General features: G+C 63.6%; 17 protein-coding genes and 1 tRNA gene. 6 read left to right on the plus strand and 12 right to left on the minus strand.

Annotation, left to right across the window (positions count from 1 at the left end; translation table 11 throughout):
- Window positions 1-7 precede the first annotated feature (7 nt).
- The 4 genes from PQ627_RS09240 to PQ627_RS09255 form a co-directional block, all read right to left on the minus strand.
- The gene (locus PQ627_RS09240; protein ID WP_274260286.1) at window positions 8-1,231 is read right to left on the minus strand and encodes a cysteine desulfurase family protein; all 1,224 of its coding nucleotides are present in this window, start codon (window positions 1,229-1,231) and stop codon (window positions 8-10) included.
- Between the two features lie 26 nt (window positions 1,232-1,257).
- The gene (locus PQ627_RS09245) at window positions 1,258-1,941 is read right to left on the minus strand and encodes a helix-turn-helix transcriptional regulator (RefSeq protein ID WP_274260287.1); all 684 of its coding nucleotides are present in this window, start codon (window positions 1,939-1,941) and stop codon (window positions 1,258-1,260) included.
- Window positions 1,942-2,006: 65 nt separating this feature from the next.
- The gene (locus tag PQ627_RS09250; protein WP_274260289.1) at window positions 2,007-2,681 is read right to left on the minus strand and encodes a hypothetical protein; all 675 of its coding nucleotides are present in this window, start codon (window positions 2,679-2,681) and stop codon (window positions 2,007-2,009) included.
- Window positions 2,682-2,764: 83 nt separating this feature from the next.
- A complete protein-coding gene (locus PQ627_RS09255) occupies window positions 2,765-3,694 on the minus strand; it encodes a diacylglycerol/lipid kinase family protein (RefSeq protein WP_274260291.1) in 930 nt (309 codons plus the stop codon).
- Window positions 3,695-3,814: 120 nt separating this feature from the next.
- Between PQ627_RS09255 and PQ627_RS09260 the strand changes: the two genes are divergently transcribed.
- The 4 genes from PQ627_RS09260 (at window position 3,815) to PQ627_RS09275 (ending at window position 6,901) form a co-directional block, all read left to right on the plus strand.
- Window positions 3,815-4,756 carry a J domain-containing protein gene (locus PQ627_RS09260; RefSeq protein WP_274260293.1) on the plus strand — a complete coding sequence of 314 codons (942 nt, stop codon included), beginning with the start codon at window positions 3,815-3,817 and terminating at the stop codon, window positions 4,754-4,756.
- A 51-nt stretch (window positions 4,757-4,807) separates the two neighbouring features.
- Window positions 4,808-5,275: a tRNA (cytidine(34)-2'-O)-methyltransferase gene (locus PQ627_RS09265; protein ID WP_274260295.1), complete on the plus strand. Its 468-nt coding sequence runs from the start codon at window positions 4,808-4,810 to the stop codon at window positions 5,273-5,275.
- Between the two features lie 188 nt (window positions 5,276-5,463).
- Complete coding sequence (gene sigK / locus PQ627_RS09270) at window positions 5,464-6,069, plus strand: ECF RNA polymerase sigma factor SigK (RefSeq protein ID WP_337993556.1); 606 nt, start codon at window positions 5,464-5,466, stop codon at window positions 6,067-6,069.
- Window position 6,070: 1 nt separating this feature from the next.
- The gene (locus PQ627_RS09275) at window positions 6,071-6,901 is read left to right on the plus strand and encodes an anti-sigma factor (RefSeq protein WP_274260298.1); all 831 of its coding nucleotides are present in this window, start codon (window positions 6,071-6,073) and stop codon (window positions 6,899-6,901) included.
- Between the two features lie 81 nt (window positions 6,902-6,982).
- Here the strand turns inward: PQ627_RS09275 and PQ627_RS09280 are convergent, their stop codons facing one another.
- The 6 genes from PQ627_RS09280 to PQ627_RS09305 form a co-directional block, all read right to left on the minus strand.
- The gene (locus PQ627_RS09280; RefSeq protein ID WP_144659761.1) at window positions 6,983-8,386 is read right to left on the minus strand and encodes a GntT/GntP/DsdX family permease; all 1,404 of its coding nucleotides are present in this window, start codon (window positions 8,384-8,386) and stop codon (window positions 6,983-6,985) included.
- A complete protein-coding gene (locus PQ627_RS09285; protein WP_274260300.1) occupies window positions 8,383-8,928 on the minus strand; it encodes a gluconokinase in 546 nt (181 codons plus the stop codon). Before PQ627_RS09285 ends, PQ627_RS09280 begins: the two co-directional genes overlap by 4 nt.
- Before the next feature lie 74 nt (window positions 8,929-9,002).
- A complete protein-coding gene (locus PQ627_RS09290) occupies window positions 9,003-9,782 on the minus strand; it encodes a PIG-L deacetylase family protein (RefSeq protein WP_274260302.1) in 780 nt (259 codons plus the stop codon).
- Between the two features lie 2 nt (window positions 9,783-9,784).
- Window positions 9,785-10,738 (minus strand): electron transfer flavoprotein subunit alpha/FixB family protein, encoded by a 954-nt coding sequence (locus PQ627_RS09295; RefSeq protein ID WP_274260304.1) that lies wholly within the window; start codon window positions 10,736-10,738, stop codon window positions 9,785-9,787.
- 14 nt (window positions 10,739-10,752) lie between these two features.
- Window positions 10,753-11,556: an electron transfer flavoprotein subunit beta/FixA family protein gene (locus PQ627_RS09300; RefSeq protein ID WP_274260306.1), complete on the minus strand. Its 804-nt coding sequence runs from the start codon at window positions 11,554-11,556 to the stop codon at window positions 10,753-10,755.
- A gap of 228 nt (window positions 11,557-11,784) precedes the next feature.
- Window positions 11,785-13,437 (minus strand): S1C family serine protease, encoded by a 1,653-nt coding sequence (locus PQ627_RS09305; protein ID WP_274260308.1) that lies wholly within the window; start codon window positions 13,435-13,437, stop codon window positions 11,785-11,787.
- Window positions 13,438-13,757: 320 nt separating this feature from the next.
- On the opposite strand from PQ627_RS09305, the gene PQ627_RS09310 reads away from it, so the two are divergent.
- Complete coding sequence (locus tag PQ627_RS09310) at window positions 13,758-15,815, plus strand: TPM domain-containing protein (RefSeq protein WP_274260310.1); 2,058 nt, start codon at window positions 13,758-13,760, stop codon at window positions 15,813-15,815.
- 100 nt (window positions 15,816-15,915) lie between these two features.
- Window positions 15,916-16,704, plus strand: coding sequence for a PspA/IM30 family protein (locus tag PQ627_RS09315; RefSeq protein WP_144659754.1), 789 nt, complete (start codon window positions 15,916-15,918; stop codon window positions 16,702-16,704).
- 78 nt (window positions 16,705-16,782) lie between these two features.
- Here the strand turns inward: PQ627_RS09315 and PQ627_RS09320 are convergent, their stop codons facing one another.
- Together PQ627_RS09320 and PQ627_RS09325 are read right to left on the minus strand one after the other, a co-directional pair.
- On the minus strand, window positions 16,783-17,595 hold the full coding sequence (locus PQ627_RS09320; protein ID WP_274260312.1) for a GntR family transcriptional regulator: 813 nt from the start codon (window positions 17,593-17,595) through the stop codon (window positions 16,783-16,785).
- 135 nt (window positions 17,596-17,730) lie between these two features.
- Window positions 17,731-17,804, minus strand: a tRNA-Met gene (locus tag PQ627_RS09325).
- Between the last annotated feature and the right edge of the window lie 154 nt (window positions 17,805-17,958).

Consider the following 17,958-nt stretch of genomic DNA (forward strand, 5'->3'; position numbering starts at 1 on the left):
AGGCAGGCTACGCGATACCCCGCCGGGCAACAGTTGCCGCGGTCTGGATGGAGGATTCATGCCCTGCCATGCCGGCCTGCCGTGCCCTGGCACAGGCGTCGGGAAGTGCTTTCAGAAGGGCATCGACGTCAGCCTGGGTGGAGGTATGGCCGAGAGTGAAGCGTTGGGCACCACGTGCCGTGTCCTCATCAAGTCCCATCGCCAGCAGCACGTGGGAAGGCCGCGGCACTCCCGCCGTACACGCCGAGCCGGTTGATGATTCGACACCGGCCAGATCCAGCAGGAACAGCAAGGAGTCCCCTTCGCAGCCGCCGAAGGTGAAGTGCGCGTTGCCGGGAAGCCGCCGCTCACCCCGGGCTCCCCGCAGGACAGCATCAGGAATTTCTTCAAGGACTCCATTGATCAGTTGTTCCCGCAAGGCGGTCAGTCTTTCCCGCTCTTCGGGCAGCTTCGCTGTGACGGCTTCTGCGGCTGCCGCGAACGCTGCAACGGCAGGCGTATCCAGCGTTCCAGAGCGGACATCCCGTTCCTGTCCGCCGCCGTGCTGGACGGGGGTCAGCTTGACCGCCCGGCCGAGGAAGAGCGCACCAACGCCCACGGGACCGCCGAGCTTGTGCCCGGAAACGGACATGGCAGCGAGGCCGGAGGCACGGAAATCGACGGGTACGGACCCGAAGGCCTGCACGGCATCGGAGTGCACCGGAATGCCGTGCGGCTTGGCCAGTTCCACGATCTCTGTCACGGGCTGGATGGTGCCGACCTCGTTGTTGGCCCACATCACTGTTATCAGGGCGATCGCCTCGGGATCGCGCGCAATCTCGGCTTCAACGACGTCGAGCCGGACAGCACCTTCGCTGTCCACCGGAAGCCAGGTGACGTCCGCGCCTTCGTGGCGCTCGAGCCATTCGACGGTGTCCATGACCGCATGATGCTCGACGGCGGAACAGAGGATCCGGTTCCGGCGCGGGTTTTCGTCGCGGCGGGCCCAGTAGAGACCCTTGACGGCCAGGTTGTCAGCTTCTGTTCCTCCCGAAGTGAAGATGACTTCCGAGGGATGGGCACCTGCCGCGGCAGCCAGGGTTTCACGGGCGTCTTCGACGGCCCGCCGGGCCCGCCTGCCGGCGCCGTGCAAGGATGACGGGTTCCCGGTCTTCGCCAGCTCGCGTGTCATCACGGCAAGCGCTGCACCCGAAAGGGGCGTCGTAGCGGCGTGGTCAAGGTATACAGGCACCTTGCCATTCTACCGACGCCTGAGGCTCAGGACTCAGTGGCCTCCTGCACAGGGCTGATACGTGCACAACAGTGTCCCCTGCCCGGGTCAGGCACCACACATTCTTCCGGTGAACCGGAGGCTGAAGCCATACCCTGAAGGAAAGCCCCGTTCATGGCGCAGACGACGTCCTCGTGCTCTTGCGACAACCGGTGGAACGGGCAGTTGCTTAGACGGTACCCGCCGGAGTCATCTGCTGACGGCACGTACCCGAGGTCGCGCAATGCGCCGGGAAGGTCTCCAGGCTTTCCGGACTCCCGCCCCTTGCCACGGGCAACCTCAACCAAGGCCGCAGCCACCGGGATGTCCTCTGCCGTGGAGCGCGATATTGCCTCGGCCATGAGGTGGCCGGCGAGGTCGTAGTTCCGTTCGGGGATGGAGGCAGCTACTTCCTGGACATCGGGGCTGTAGAGCTTCGCCGGCCGGCCCGAGCCGGGGCCCGCCTTGTGGGCGGGTTTCCTGAATTCCACCCTCAGGATTCCCTCCCGGACCAAGCGGTCCAGGTGGAAGGATGCCGTGCTTCGCGGAAGGTCCATGGCAGCCGCGGCCTCATCCCGCCCCACCGGTTCGCGGGCCGCAAGGACGTACTCGAAAAGCCTGCGTCGGTGTTCGTCGCCCAGGGAGGCCACAGCCGCAATTTTTCGGGTCCAGGCAAGACTGGATGCGCTCATGCCCACAGGATATCTCTAAAAACAAGTTCCTTTGCTTTAGTGGCCTCTGGATCCGCGTCCAACGTTCAGGACGGTGGAATCACCGCGAGTTTCGCTTGGACATCAGCCCGGGCCGCGGCCAGGGCAGCGTCACTCGGGCAAGCCAAGGAAATATAGACCGAAGACGCGGGAGCACTGAACAGCCTGGCGAAGACCACCAGCGGTTTGCTGCCGGCAGACGCGGAAGACTCGAGGGACAGGAACTCCACGCTGTGCCCGGGCTTGTCCGAGTCCTGGCCCCACGGCAACGACGCCGGCTTCAGCGTCTCCACGTCGATTCCCGCATTCAGGTAATGAAAGAGTGCTTTGGTGGAGGCAGCATCATCACCCGCGACAACCAGCGGACCCTGATTGACGCTGACACGGGCAGCCAGGGTGCACCCGTCCGTTTTCTTGTACAGGACCTCGCCCTGCAAACCGGAGTGCACCAAAGCCCAACCCGGCACTTCTTCCAACTTGCCCGCAACTGTCACGGGATCGCCGGGGGCCAGGGTGCTGCCGGCAGTCAGCGGCAGGTCCTTAGCGGCCACGGCTTGGGCATCATGCCCAGGGGTGATGGTGGGGGTTGCGAGGGTTGATTCCGACGGCGAGGGCTTGGGCGCCGTCGGGTCAGGAACGTTGACGCTGCAGGCAGCCAGCACGAAACCAACGGTTCCCAACGCAGCGGCCCCTGCCAACCGCCGTCGAGCGCTTAACGCCACTTGCTACTCCCCACTTCGTGTTCTGCCGCCTGCCGGGACTGAGTCTAGCGGCACGCAACTGGACCTCGGGCCAGGCGAAGCCCCTATGCAAGCACCCGAAGGACCAGCGGCAGGACATCGACATCCAGAGGAAGCGGTGCGATGCGTTCTCCATCGGCGTAGGCCACCACGCCCTCCGCTTCCAACCGCACAGTGCGGACCCGTCGGATCTCCACCTCCGGCCTGCCGGTGTGCTTTCCCGCAAAGACCTTCGGAAAGATGGACAGGAACCTCAACCGCGACAACGGCTTCACCACAAAAAGATCCAGCCAACCGTCATCCGGCAAGGCATCCGGGGTGATGCGCATGCCACCACCGATTGATTGCCCGTTCGCGACCGAAATCAGCAGCGCGCGCTGGGTCCACCTCACGTCGTCGGCAACCACCCTGTATTCAGTACGCCGAAAGGAACCAAGCTCCCGCAGCATCGCCAGGTTGTACCGACTCTTTCCCCGTGGCCAACGCCAGGAGTTGGCCCGCTCGTTGACAGCGGCATCGAATCCAGCTGACAGCACCCCCGCGAAGTAGGTGATGCGCCCGCCCGCCCTGACCCTGCCGACGTCGATCCTCCGCCCGCCAGCGTGCAATGCGTCGAGAATCCGATGGCAAGCTTCAGCTGGCCTGTTCAACGGAAGTCCCAGCAGCCTCGCCACATCGTTGCCTGTGCCAGTGGGGATGATGCCAAGCGGCACGTCCAGCCCGGCGAGCGCATTCACACCCAAATGGACCATGCCGTCGCCACCGGCCACCACCAGCGCGTCCACCGTACCGGCGGACAGGGCCTCCCGCACCAGCGCCTCCAGCGATTCATAGTCATCAGCTTCAAGGACGACGACGACCCAACCGGCGGCGCGAAACCAGCCGGCGGCCCTGTCCCCCTCTCCCTGGGAACGGCCGAACGAGGCCGCAGGGTTGATGGCCAGCAGCATCTTGCCCTGCGCGTGGAGGGCCCGTGGATGTTCCGGAGGATTCACAGCCCGAATTATGCCAGTCGGGAACCACGTGCCCGGGTGTCTGCGTTCACATAGTGGCTGGATAAACTTGCCAATACCGCCCTGATAGGGGCGGCCGTCATTTTAGAGAAGGGCCCGTGCTTGGCCGAGGGCAGCAGTTCGCACTATCAGGTTCTCCGTGTCGCCGTCACCGCGACGGACAAGGAGATCAAAGTGGCCTACCGCAAGGCTGCCCGGAAAGCACATCCCGATCACGGCGGCGAGGCCGAGATGTTCCGGCGCGTGACCCTCGCGTACGAAACACTCATCGATCCCCAGCGCCGGGCCGAATACGACCGGCGGTACGCCACCGGAGCCACCGGACGCACCCAGGCACGCCCAGGCGACTACACCGGAGCGGCCGCGCCGCCACCGTCAGCGACAACCAACGTCAAGCGACCGCAAACGCAACGCAACACCGCCGGGGATCCGCCGGTCTACGTTCCTGCTTTTGACGACCCCAACGAAGTGCCGCTGATCCCGAAGGCGGAGGCGGCCATGCAAGTCCACGGGCTTCCCCGCAAACGCGGAATCTTCGGGGCTGAGGCCCGGATCCAACGCGAAATGCGCACAGTCCAACTCATCAGCCGCCAAATCCTTCCCGCCATACCGGCCGCCCGGCTGATCAACGGCCTGCGCTCGCCGTCGGACAACAACCACATCGACCACGCGGTCCTGTCCGGTTACAGGCTGGCCTTGGTCGGTTCCATGCTGCTGCCCAAAGGCGCGTACGCCTGGGATGGCCACTCACTGCGCCATGGCGGCCGTTCGGTCGCTCCCCCGCAACTGGCCCACATTGTCCGCCACATGCAGGAGATCTTCCCGGAGCTGAACGTCACCGGCTGGGTAGTCCTGCACGGACCGGACGGCAACCTGCATGAACCCGTCATCGACCAGTACGGAAAGGGCAATGCGGGCAGCGCCGTTGAAATCGTCAACGGCGCCGGGCTCGTCCGGGGCCTCAAGCAATTCCTCAGTTCAGGACCCGCGCCCAACACGGTGGTGGTACCGGTGCTGGCCAGGCTGCTTCGGGGCATGCACTAGTCGGCACGGTCCTGGTCGGACGCCCAACACGCGGCTGACTAAGATGGGACGGTGTTCCGCATCCTTTTCCACACTCCAGAAATCCCGGGCAATACCGGCAACGCCATCCGCCTCGCCGCCATCACGGGCGCCGAGCTGCACCTGGTGGAGCCCCTTGGTTTCGATTTCTCCGACGCCAAGCTGCGCCGGGCCGGCCTTGATTATCACGACCTCGCCGTGGTGACAGTGCACAAAGACATCGAGGTTGCCTGGGAAGCCCTGCAACCGGAAAGGGTCTTTGCCTACACCTCCGACGGCGAGACGTCCTACACGGATATCGAATACCGCCCAGGCGATGTCCTGATGTTCGGACCGGAATCCGTGGGCCTTCCCCAGTGGCTGAAGCAGGACCCGCACGTCACCGCACGCGTGCGCCTCCCCATGAGGCCATCCCTGCGCTCGCTCAACCTCGCAAATGCCGCTTCGATCGCGGTGTTCGAAGCCTGGCGGCAGAACGGGTTCGCCGGCGCCAAACTGTAACCCATCCACGGCAGTCGCAGCACCGAATGACTTATGCAGGGACAACCCCGCACAGGACATTCTTGGAGGGAGCCTCCGTGAGCGCGTTGCAGACCAGGGCCACGACGACACGCGGCCATTCCGCCGCGCTGGCGACGCCGACCCCCGCTGCTGACGGTTTCAAACGGGACAACATATGCTGGACAGTAATGGACACCCCCAACAACCCCGGCCCCCCGGTCTTCGAAGCCACCGGCACTGCCCGCGACCTCAACACGCAGTTGACCAGCCTGCTGGAACTCATGGCAGCAGGAGACCAGCAGGCGTTTGCCGAATTCTACGCACTGACCTCCCGGCGCGTCTTTGGCATGGCCAGGCGCGTACTCATTGATCCCGATCTCAGTGAGGATGCCACCCAGGAGGTCTACATCCAGGTCTGGCAAGGCGCAGCAAACTTTGATCGGGCCGCTGGAACTCCTTTGGCTTGGCTCATGACCATTGCACATCGCCGGGCCATTGACCGGGTCCGGGCAGTCCAGGCCGCAACCGACCGGGAAGCCAGGTACGGTGCCGCGAGCCAGGACCTGGACCGGGACCTCGTTGCGGAGGAAGCAGATACCAACCTGGAGGCCGAGGCAGTGAGCCGCTGCCTTGGTACCCTGACGGACACCCAGCGTGAATCCGTCCGCCTGGCCTACTACGGTGGCCTCACCTACCGTGAAGTGGCTGAACACCTTGGCGCCGCAGTCCCAACCATCAAGTCGCGCATCCGCGATGGCCTGCTGCGCCTGAAGACCTGCCTGGGGGTGGGCTGACATGACTGAAAACACCGGTGGAGGCTTTATCCGCAGAATGTTTGCCAACGACATCGCCACAGACCTGGCTGAGGGCCGGATCCTTGAGCTGGCCGAAATCTATGCCTTGGACGCGCTCAGTGACGAAGAACGCGGCTTGATCGACCAGTACGTCAAGGATGCTCCTGAAGGCCCGGAATTCCTGGAACGGGTGCGCGCGGCACGCGAGACATTGGCCGTGAGCTTCACCGCCGAGGAGGAACCTCCGGCAGGCCTTTTCGACAACATCATGGAACGCATCACCAAGGAGACGGCCGCCCCGGCTGCAGCAGATCCGGCCGCACCGGCGGCGGAGGCTGCCGCCGTCGATGAGCTCGCGGCGGCCAGGGCCAAACGCGAAGAGCGTCGGCAGTCCGGCGCGCGCCGCTGGATCATCGGCGCCGCAGCGGCAGCCGTCATTGCCCTTGGTGGCATTGGCGTGGGTGCCTACGTTGCGGAGCAGAACGATCCCGTCAACCAGGTACTCCAGGCCCAGGACGTGCAGAAGCAGTCAGCGTCCGTTCCCGGCGGCGGTACTGCCACGATTTCCGCATCATCGGCCAAGGATTCGTTCGTGGTCCTGATGGACGGCGTTGCACCTGCCCCGGAAGGCAAGGTCTACCAGCTGTGGACGCTGCCCAAGGACGGCTCAGCGCCGGTTCCCCAAGGCACCATGGACGCCCAGACCCTGTCCAAGCCGGCCGTGGTGAAGGGCTTGTCGTCGGCCTCGTCGGTGGCCATAACGGTTGAACCGGCAGGCGGATCACGTGCCCCGACCACCGCGCCGGTGCTGGTGGTGCCCCTCAGCGCCTAAGCGGCGAGGATTAACGCACGACGGCGGCCGTCCCACTTGTGGGGACGGCCGCCGTCTTCGTGTGTCAAGCGGTTCCTGCAGCTACAACACGAGCGACAGGAGCATGACGAAACCGAAGCCGACCACGGAAATCAGAGTCTCCATCACGGACCAGGTCTTGAAGGTCTGACCCACCGTGAGTCCGAACAACTCCTTGACCAGCCAGAAGCCGGCATCGTTGACATGCGAGAGGAACAACGACCCCGCACCGATGGCCAGCGCCAGCAACGCGGCATGCGTCGGGCTGAGGCTGCTGGCAAGGGGCGCCACGATACCCGCTGCGGTCACCGTTGCGACCGTGGCCGAGCCAGTGGCCAAGCGCAGTGCTACGGCCACGATGAAGCCCAGCACGAGGACGGACATGTTGGCACCTTCAGCCCACTTCTTCACGGCGTCGCCCACGCCGGCGCCGATCAGCGTCTGCTTAAAGCCACCGCCGGCACCCACAATCAGCAGGATGGCCGCGATCGGGCCGAGGCTTTCACCCAGCTTGGACGTGATCTTGCTGCCCGTGAAGCCCACCGCATACCCGAAGGTCACGATGGCCACCAGTACAGCGAGCGTCATGGCCACCAATGGCTGGCCGACGAAGTCGAAGAAGATCCGGATTCCGGGCGCACTTTCGGCGTTTGGCCAGATGATGCCGCCCAGGGCTTTCAGCAGCATCAGGACGACGGGGAAGATGATGGTCAGAAGCGTGACCACGAACGACGGTTGACGCTTGACCTCGCTGAGGTCCGCCGAATGGCGGGTGTCGATGCCACCGGCTACGGCGGGGGCATCAACGGGAACCCATCGGGCTGCCAGCCTCGAAAACAGCGGGCCACAAATGATGACCGTCGGGATTGCCACCAGGATGCCCAAACCGAGGGTTGTTCCCAGTTCGGCCTTGACTGCACTGATGGCGATCAACGGTCCCGGGTGCGGGGGCACCAGTCCGTGGAGCACGGAGAGGCCGGCCAGCGCCGGGATTGCGATCCGCATGAGCTTCATCTTGGATCTCTGCGTCACCAACACGATGACCGGGAGCAGCAGCACGAGTCCGATTTCGAAGAACATCGGCAAGCCGATGATGACGGCCACCAGGGTGATCATCCAGACCAGTTTGTTGCCGCTCGCTTTGGCCAACAGGGTGTCGACCACCCGGTTGGCCCCACCGGAGTCCGCAAGCAGCTTTCCCAGCATGGCACCGAGGGCGATCAGGAGACCAACCTCTTTGAGGACGCCTCCCACACCGTCTTCGAAGTTGGTGATGACTTTGCCCAATTCAACGCCGGAAGCCAATCCAACGAAAGCGGAGCCAAGGACCAGGGCCAGGAACGGGTGGAGCTTCAGCTTGGCGATGAGGACAACGATCAGGGCGATGCCCAACGCTGCCACTACCAGGAGCTGGGTATCGTGCCCGGACCATTCCTGAACTTCCGCGGCCGCCTGCAGGGCGATCACAGGGTGCCTGTCTCTACGTCCCCAGCCACCGGGCGGAGTCCGAGGCGTTCAATGACCTCGTCCGCTTCTTCTGCCGGTGATGCCGAAACGCAGAGGGAAATGTAGTTCTCGTCTTCGGTGGGTTCTTCCAGCGCTTCGAATTGCGATTCGAGCAGGGACGGCGGCATGAAGTGGCCGTGCCTGGAGGCAAGACGGTCGGAGATTTTGTCCTTACTGCCTTGCAGGAACACAAAGACGACGCCTTCGGCACGGAGCACGTCACGGTATTTCTTCTTCAGGGCAGAGCACGTGATGATCGCGGGCACGCCGGCGTCGACGTGTTCCCGGATCCAGCCGGAGATGATCTCAAGCCAGGGCCAGCGGTCCTCATCAGTGAGCGCCTGCCCGGAGTGCATCTTGGCCACGTTCGCTTCAGGGTGCAGATCGTCGCCTTCGGCCAGATCCCATCCCAGTTTGCCGGCCAGCACGCCTGCCACGGTGGACTTCCCTGAGCCGGAGACTCCCATAATCACCAGCACGGGTTGTTGCGCAGTCTTCGCCATCAAAGTCTGCCTTCCTCAAATAAATATGATTTAACCGAGGTCAAGCATATGACACGCGTTACATGAGGGCAACGTCAGAAACCGGCGATGGTGCTGGAGCCGTTCACGGAAACCACGTGGAAGGCCTCCGCGCTGGCTCCTGCGGGGAGTCCACCGCGCTCTCCATTGGCCAGCATCAGGCCACGGACCACCCGTTCCATGCCTGCCACATCGGGGTGTTGGCTGGCGTGGACCCGGATGGCCTCGAGCTTGGCTTCGACGTGCCCGGACACGTCAACGAAGTGGTTTTCCCTGGCCTCCGGGCTGGAGATGAACCACAGCCACGGCAGCTTGTAGGCTTCAAGGCCCGCTTCGGCCAGCTCAGGGTAGGCAAACGGGTTTTCCACGGCAGGATAAACAGCCCGGGTCACGGCCTCCCCCGCGGCCAAGTGGTCCGGGTGGCTCTTCTGGAGCCGGTCCCAATTGCGCTCCGGGTGCATGGTGAGCACGATGTCCGGACGAATTTCACGGATGAGTTTGACCACCTGCCGGATGACGCCGTGTGACGGTTCCAGGTATCCGTCGCGCTCGTGGAGGTAATGGATGTCTGTGACGCCAACCAGTGCGGCTGCGCGCTGCTGCTCTTCTGCGCGGAGCTCAATGATCCTGGCACGGTCCGCGGGGTCAAAGCCGCCTGCATCGCCGTCGGTCATGATGCAGTAGCTGACCTGGACGCCGGCCGCGGTCCACGCCGCGATGGTCCCAGCGGCACCGAAGTCTATGTCGTCCGGGTGGGCGGTAAAACAAAGCACCCGCTCAACGCGCTCCGTGGAGGCATCGAACGGGCTCTTTGTCGACGTATCGTCGGTGGACAAGATCAGCCTTTCCGCTTCTTGATTTCGGCCGTGGCCTGCGGGATGACCTTGAACAGGTCACCGATGATGCCGTAGTCAGCGATTTCGAACACCGGCGACTCAGCGTCCTTGTTGACAGCGACGATCACCTTGGACGTCTGCATGCCGGCCTTCTGCTGGATGGCACCGGAGATACCAGCGGAGATGTACAACTGCGGCGATACCGTGACACCGGTCTGGCCGACCTGGGCATCGTGGCCGATCCAGCCGGCGTCGGTAGCAGCGCGGGATGCGCCCACCGCGGCACCGAGGGCATCGGCAAGCTCTTCCAAAGGACCAAAGTCGCCATCGACGCCACGGCCGCCGGCCACGACAATCCGGGCTTCGCTGAGGTCCGGGCGGCCGCTCACCGGCTTCTCGGCCCGCGCGGTGATACGGGCGGAACCAGCAACGGCATCAGCCGGAACATCAACTGTGGCGGTTGACGGAACACCCGCATCTCCGGACGGCGCGGGTTCGACGTTGTTGGCCTTGACCGAAAGGACGGTCACGGCAGTGGTCGCCTTCGCCGAGGTGTTGTAGGAGCCGGCAAGAACCGACTTGTGGGCAGTCCCATCGGCCTCCACCCCTACGACGTCGGTGATGACGCCGGCGTTCAGCTTGATCCCGAGCCTGCCCGCGATTTCCTTGCCCTCAGGCGAGTTGTCGAGCAGAACCGTCGTGGCGCCGGACTCTGCCGCAGCCGCGGCAAGATAGGCAGCCTTCGGACCTACCAGATAGTTCTCAAGGTCGTCCGTCGACGGGCGGTAGACCGTCGTGGCGCCGTAGGCACCCAAGGTGGCGGCGACGTCGTCGTTCAACTCGCCGGTGAAAGCGACGGCGGTCTCCCCCAGCGAGCGGGCGATAGTGAGAAGCTCCAGGCTGCTCTTCTTCAGAGCGGCGCCCGGGTTATCAATGAAAACAAGTGCATTTGCCATGGTTGGAGTCCCCTTTAGAGCAGCTTCTGGGCGGCGAGGAAATCGACCAGCTTGATGCCGGCGTCGCCTTCGTCGGTAATGATGATGCCGGCCGTGCGCGGCGGCCGCGCTTCGGCGGACTCCACCACGGTCCATGATCCGGCCAAGCCCACCTGCGAGGCATCCACCCCGATGTCGGAGAGGGTAAGGGACGTGATCTTCTTCTTCTTGGCTGCCAGGATTCCCTTGAAGTTGGGATAGCGCGGCTCGTTGATCTGGTCGGTGACCGAAACAACTGCGGGCAGCGGCGCCTCCACCGTCTCCGAGTACGGGCCTGCGTCCCGACGTGCCGTCACCTGGCCACCGGCCACCTCAAGGCTGGAAGCAAAGGTCACCTGCGGGAGGGACAAGCGCTCGGCCAGCTGGGCCGGAATCAGGGACGTCTCGCCATCGGTGGACGCCATGCCCGTCAGGACCAGGTCCACGGGGCGGCCGTCGGCGGAAAGGTGGCGGATCGCGGCGGCGAGTGCCAACGAAGTAGCAGCAGCATCAGAGCCAGCCAGAGCGTCATCGCTGAGGTGGACTCCCGAGTATGCGCCGATCTGCAGCGACTTCTTGACCGCGTTGACGGCCCCGGACGGTCCCATGCTCAGGGCAATAACCTCGTTGCCCGCCTTCGCACCTCCGCGTTCCTCCGCCAACTGCAGCGCAGCCTCAAGGGCATACTCGTCCAGTTCGGACAAGATGCTTTCTTCACGATCGGTCGTGTTGGCAGGGCCCGTGATGTGCCGGTCGAACTGCGCGTCCGGGACGTGCTTGACCAGAACGACAATCTTCAATGTCTCTTCCACTGTCTTCGAAGCAGCCTTCCATGCTTGTGGACGGCCAACCGCAACAGCGTGGCCGTGAATTGCCCAGCGCGTGGGCTCGTCCTAGCTAAGCATATTGCCCGCAGAAAACCACTCCCAGCGTTAACGCCTGTTGCGCTTGCGCGAACCAAGCCGGGACGCACGACGGCGACCCTCACCTCATAGGTGACGGCCGCCGTCGTGGTTTGGTCCGTGGTTCTACTGCTGGGCGGCGTCGAGGGTTACCTCGATTTCCTGGCTCTGGCCACCACGCTGGATGGTCACCTTCACCTTGGCACCTGCAGGCTGCTCCCGGACCGCTGCGGTCAACTGGTTGGGATCGCTGACAGCGTAGTCGCCGAACTTGGTGACGACGTCGCCCACCTTGATGCCGGCTTTGGCTGCGGCTGAACCGGAGGTCACCGAGGCGACCTCGGCTCCTACAGAGAATCCGGAGTCACTGTTGGTGCCGGACTTGGCCCGGACCGAGACACCGAACTGCCCGTGGCTGGCCTTGCCGGAGTCGATAATCTCCTGCGCAACCCGCTTCGCGTGGTTGATCGGGATGCTGAAACCAACACCGATATTGCCGCTTGACGAGTCAGAGGTGCCGCTGCCGGCGGAGGCGATGGCGACGTTGACGCCGATGATCTCGCCCTTGCTGTTGACCAAGGCACCGCCCGAGTTACCGGGGTTAATGGCCGCGTCAGTCTGGATGACGTTGATGGCTATGGAGCCTTCATTGGCAGAACGCTGGTTCTGGCCGCCGTTCGGGGGCGCGAATTCAAAGCCTTGGTCACCGCCCTGGGAACTGTCGGTACCCTCCTTCGGCGCTGCCGACGAAGCAACGCTGATGGTCCGGTTCAGCGTGGAGACGATGCCGTCCGTCACCGTTCCGGTCAGGCCCAGCGGTGAACCGATGGCGACGGCGGTGTCCCCCACGTTGATCTTGGAGGAGTCACCCAGGGTGGCGGGCACCAGGCCCGAAGCATCGCTGACCTTGATGACAGCGAGGTCGGACAGCGGATCTGTTCCGACAACCGTTGCCTTTAGGACCTTGCCGTCGTTCGTACGGACTTCAATGGCGGCATTGGACGTGGCGCCATCCAAGGTCACCACGTGGGTGTTGGTCAGGATATGGCCTTGGTCATCCAGGATGATGCCGGAACCCGTTCCGCCTTCGTTTCCACTGGTTGCCTTGATGGTCACCACGCTCGGCGAGGCTTTGGCAGCCGCTGCCGTGATCACGTTGACGTCGTCCTTGTTGTTCACAATGACGGTGCTGGACTGTCCACCAGTGGATGCTGCCGGCGCCGGGTTGTCCCACAATGCGTTGCTGCCTGCCACGACTCCGCCGCCGATCAGGCCCGCTGCGAGCATGCTGGCCACCAGCGTGCCCACACCAAAGGCGGGCTTGCGCTTGGTGGCTACCGTCGAATGGCTTGCCGCCTGCGCTCCGGGGGTGTGCTGGCTCTGCGTCGAGTGGAACTGGGCGCCGGGGTTGTTGCCCTGCTGGTTCGCGGCGCCGCCGTAGAAGGGCTGGTGCTGCGGGTAGCCGGGGCGCTGGGCCGGGTCGTGCTGCTGGTTGCCGTAGTAGGACGGCTGGGACTGTGCTTGTGGCTGCGTGTGCGCCTGCGGCTGGGTCTGTGTTTGTGGCTGGTAAGCCGGCAAGGGAGTAGTGGGCTGCGCCGGCGTAGCAGGCTGCGCCGCGGTCTCGTCGCCCTGCTTCTGACCTGAGTTCCAGGCGGGCTGCTGCGGCTGCTGTGAGTCATCGCTGTGCCGGGAGGCATCATTGTGCTGGCCGGATGTCGCATGGGGCTGGGATGGCTCCCGGTTTTCCGGTGCACTGCCCTGCGCTGGGTTCTCCGTCATGGGTCTTCCTTTCGTCCTCGTCCTTACTAACTATGTACCCAGTAACTGGAACAAAATCGGACGTTCGCTGGGAGCTTCCTGAAAGCGGTAAGCGCGGCGCATAACGTCGGCCCGGAACCCCTCAACGACACAACAAACGATGTTTCTCCTATATTTCGCTGGTGGCATATTCACCCCTGTGGACGGGTCCTGGGGTGCACCATAGAATCAAGAGGAATTGCCACAGCGACCTGCGGCTTTACACCATGCGTGGGGGCGCTGAGCATTCTGTGACGATTGGTACGCCTTGTTCCAGTCGCAGACGTGCTGAAGGGTTGCACATGCGGTCAATAGTTAAACGCGTACTCGCTGTCATTGGCGTGGCTGGATTGTTGGCCCTCCCGGCCGGCGCGGCTTGGGCGGAGAGCCCCGTGACACTCGACCCCACCACAAAAATCGTGGACTCCGCGGGCGTTCTTGGCGGCGACAAGGCCAAAGTCGAAGAAGCCATCCAGAAGCTCGGCAAGGACCATGCGATGACCTTGCACGCTGTCTTCGTCAAGCGGTTCGAGAACCCGACCGATCGCGTTCAATGGACCCAGGACGTAGCCGAGAAGGCGCAACTGGGTTCAAACGCACTCGTCCTCGCCGTTGCGACGGAAACGCGGCAGTACCAGCTGAGCAAGCCCACCAACAGCAAGATCACCAACGCCCAACGGGACAACATCACCAGCAAGGCCATCGATCCCCAACTCCGGGCAGGCAACTACGCCCAAGCTGCCATTGACGCAGCTGCAGCCATTGGCGATGCCGCTGGCGGCGGCAGCGGAACTGTTCCCAACGGCAGTGCCGGCGTAGGCGTTCTGGTTGGCGTCGGCGTCGTAGCGGCCGGCGGTGCGGGCACCTACCTCTACCTCCGGAACCGGCGCAAAAAGGCCGGTACCAAGGAAGTCAGTGCCGGCTACGGGCCGCAGGGCGAACAACTGGACCCCCTCGCAGGGATGAGCATTCCCGAACTGCGGCAGAAGAGCGGATCCCTGCTGATCGAAGCCGATGACGCCATCAGGTCCAGCGAGCAGGAACTGGGTTTTGCGCAGGCGCAATACGGCGATGCGGCGGTCGGTAACTTCACCAAGGCCTTGGAAGAGGCCAAGGGTCACATGACCGAGTCCTTCAAGCTGCAGCAACAGCTCGATGACCATATTCCGGATACGGAAGAACAGCAGCGCAGCTGGCTCGGCGAGATCGTCCGGCGCTCTGAAGCCGCACTCTCCTCACTGCGCGATCAGAAGGCGGATTTCGATTCCCTGCGCGAATTGGAAAAGAACGCCCCGCAGGCTCTCTCGGCAGTAGCCGCTGGAGCGCAGGAAGCTGACGCAAAAATCGCCAGCGCGGAGCAATCGCTTGAAGGACTTCGCGCCAAATACGCCGAGTCTGCACTTACCCAGGTCTCCGACAACATTCTGCAGGCCAAGGAACGCCTCGCCTTTGTCCGGAACGCAGCGGCCACTGCACAGGAAAAGCTGAGCTCCGGCGAGAACAGCATGGCCGCGGTGGCCGTTCGCGCGGCAGAGGAAAGCCTCCACCAAACCAACATCTTGATTGAGGCGATCTCCAAGACGGCCGGCAGCCTGGATGAAGCGCGTACCGCTCTCGACGGCGCTGTCGCCGAAACCAGCCAGGATCTCGCCCAGGCACGGGCCATGATCCAGTCCGGGCAGCACCCCGAACTTGCCGGTCCGGTGGCCGGAGTGGAAGCCGCCCTGGGACAGGTGAAAAACGAAATCCAGAGCGGAAAGATCGACCCCATCGCCACCCTGAGCCGCGTTGAGTCGGCCCACCAGGCGCTCGATCAGTCCCTGTCGGGCATCCGCGATCAGCAAGAGCAGGCCCGGCGCGCGCAGGCGTCCCTGCAGCAGACCATCATGGCCGCACAGGCCCAGATCAGTGCCACGTCGGACTACATCACCGCGCGCCGCGGCGGTGTGGGCACCGACGCCCGGACCAGGCTGGCCGAAGCCCAGCGCAATCTTGACTATGCCCTCTCGATCTCCCGGAATGATCCCGTGACTGCGCTGACCTACGCCCAGCAGGCACACTCACTCGCCGCGCAGGCGGCCCAGCTCGCGCAGTCCGACGTCGACCAGTTCGGCTATGCCAACCAAGGCTACGGCCGCGGCGGCATGTTTGGCGGCGGAGGTGGTGGCGGCGGACTCGGCGGCGCCATCCTCGGCGGAATCCTCATCAACTCCATCCTCAACGGCGGCGGAGGCGGCTGGGGCGGTGGCCACAACGACGGCGGCGGTGACGGCGGCTTCTTCGGCGGTGGAGGCGATTCCGGCGGCGGATTCGACGGCGGCGGCTGGGGCGGCGACGGCGGTGGCGGCGGCGACTTCTAGACCCTAGATACTAAGCGGGGTCCGTGCCCCGCATAGGAGCGGTACAACAACTGATCACTGATTTCAGTGAGCATCACTGAGCAGGACGAAAGGCAACACCATGGTTAAGCAGTCCATTTTCGGTCGGATCTCACAGCTGGCAAAGGCCAACATCAACGCCTTGCTCGACCAGGCAGAGGACCCGCAGAAAATGCTGGACCAGATGGTCCGCGACTACACGAACAACATTGCCGAGGCCGAGTCCGCCGTTGCACAGACCATTGGCAACCTTCGCATGCTGCAGGCTGACTACAACGAGGACATCAAGAACGCCCAGGACTGGGGCAACAAGGCCCTCGCGGCGTCCAGGAAGGCCGATGAGTACCGTGCGGCCGGCGATGCCGCGGACGCACAGAAGTTCGACAACCTGGCCAAGGTTGCCATTCAGCGCCAGATGACCGCCGAATCCGAAGCCCGCACAGCAGAGCCGAGCATCGCCTCCCAGACGGAGGTCGTGGAAAAGCTCAAGGCCGGCCTCGACCAGATGAAGAACAAGCTCAACCAGCTGACGGCCAAGCGCAACGAACTGGTGGCCCGCTCCAAGACTGCTGCTGCACAGTCCCAGGTCCACGACGCCCTTAAGAGCATCGACATCATGGATCCCACCAGCGAAGTGGGCCGTTTTGAAGAGAAGATCCGTCGCGAAGAGGCCAAGGTACTTGGCCAGCAGGAGTTGGCTGCCTCAAGTCTGGACGCCCAGTTCAACCAGTTGGAAGACCTCGGTGAGCAGACGGAGATTGAGGCCCGCCTTGCAGCCCTGAAGTCCGGCGGTTCCAAGCCCGCCATTGGAGCAGGCGCCCCTGCTTCCTCCGAAGCGACCGTTGACGAAGCTGACTTCGACAAGCTCTGACATCAGCCTTGGGGCTTAGACCCTGTATGTTGCCGACGGAAGTGGGCAGGATCCATTCGGATCCTGCCCACTTCCGCCTTAAGTTCTGACTATCTCGCCAGCGGGGTCGGAATGGGTTTCCTGGCTTGGGCTGGCGTCCGTTGCCACTTCCGCGCGAATCTCGAATCCCTTCGGGTGGAAGTAGGTCACAGTGCACTCCAGGACCTCCCCATGGGGCCCCAAGGTGGTCCGTTCCAGTCGCGGCACCATGGCGAATCCCCGAACATTCAGGGCATCAGCCAGGTGCTCGGGAGGTGCGTGCATGGTGACAGTGATTTCGGCGCGGTGCAGGGGCTTCAAGGTCCGGTCCTGGATGACCTGGTAGATCGAGTTCCGTTCCGCGTCGGCCAGACTGATGTGGCGTCCGATGTGCGAGGGAATGAAGATTTCAGCTATGGCGTAAGGCCAGCCGGCGCTGGAGTAGGAACGCCGAATCACCAGGACAAGGTTGTCATCCGAAACCAGCTTGGCCGGAACCGTTTTGTCCTTTTCCATCCATTTGTATTCAATAAGGCCCTTGACGGTCTTCATCCCGGCCGCGGTAAAAGTCTCCATGAACGGAGCCAGACGGTTCAGCATCTTCACGGGACGCTGCGCCATCACGAATGTGCCCTTTCCTTGTCTTCGGACCAGGAGCCCCTTGACCACGAGAGTCTCGATGGCTTTCCTCACCGTCGTTCGGCTGATGCCGTACTCGTCCATGAGGGCTTCCTCGGGAGGAATGCGGGAACCCGGTTCCAAGCGGCTTACCAAGTCCGTCAGCACATCGGCCACTTGCTGATAGACCGCGACAGGACTGTCCCGCTGAAGTATCTGGCGGTCCAGGCTTGGATTGGTGTCGTCATTGACCATTGGGCCGTCCCATCGAAATCTTCCTGCTTCAGCGAATCCGGAATCGATGCTAGCACCGCGTCTCCAGCGACATGTTGCGTTACAGGTTAAGCAAAAGATCCGGACCAGTTGTACTGATCCGGATCTTTTCTCCAGTTGCGGGGACAGGATTTGAACCTGTGACCTCTGGGTTATGAGCCCAGCGAGCTACCGAACTGCTCCACCCCGCGTCGTAGGAACAACTCTACCGCACGCGTGGGGGTGCTCCCGACCAAACAGCGCCCAAGGTGCCGGAGATCACAGCAAGCCGTCGTGGGGTGGGATGTGAGAGAGGGACGCGCCCAAGTGGGTGGGATGTGAGAGAGGGACGCACCCAAGTGGGTG

This window comes from Paenarthrobacter sp. AB444, assembly GCF_028736865.1.
Lineage (GTDB): Bacteria > Actinomycetota > Actinomycetes > Actinomycetales > Micrococcaceae > Arthrobacter > Arthrobacter nicotinovorans_B.

Coding starts and splice junctions, on each gene's coding strand:
- PQ627_RS09245 (WP_274260287.1), bottom strand. CDS start 1,941: ATGAGCGCATCCAGTCTTGCCTGGACCCGAAAAATTGCGGCTGTGGCC.
- sigK (WP_337993556.1), top strand. CDS start 5,464: ATGGACACCCCCAACAACCCCGGCCCCCCGGTCTTCGAAGCCACCGGC.
- PQ627_RS09275 (WP_274260298.1), top strand. CDS start 6,071: ATGACTGAAAACACCGGTGGAGGCTTTATCCGCAGAATGTTTGCCAAC.
- PQ627_RS09285 (WP_274260300.1), bottom strand. CDS start 8,928: ATGGCGAAGACTGCGCAACAACCCGTGCTGGTGATTATGGGAGTCTCC.
- PQ627_RS09295 (WP_274260304.1), bottom strand. CDS start 10,738: ATGGCAAATGCACTTGTTTTCATTGATAACCCGGGCGCCGCTCTGAAG.
- PQ627_RS09305 (WP_274260308.1), bottom strand. CDS start 13,437: ATGACGGAGAACCCAGCGCAGGGCAGTGCACCGGAAAACCGGGAGCCA.
- PQ627_RS09310 (WP_274260310.1), top strand. CDS start 13,758: ATGCGGTCAATAGTTAAACGCGTACTCGCTGTCATTGGCGTGGCTGGA.
- PQ627_RS09315 (WP_144659754.1), top strand. CDS start 15,916: ATGGTTAAGCAGTCCATTTTCGGTCGGATCTCACAGCTGGCAAAGGCC.
- PQ627_RS09320 (WP_274260312.1), bottom strand. CDS start 17,595: ATGGTCAATGACGACACCAATCCAAGCCTGGACCGCCAGATACTTCAG.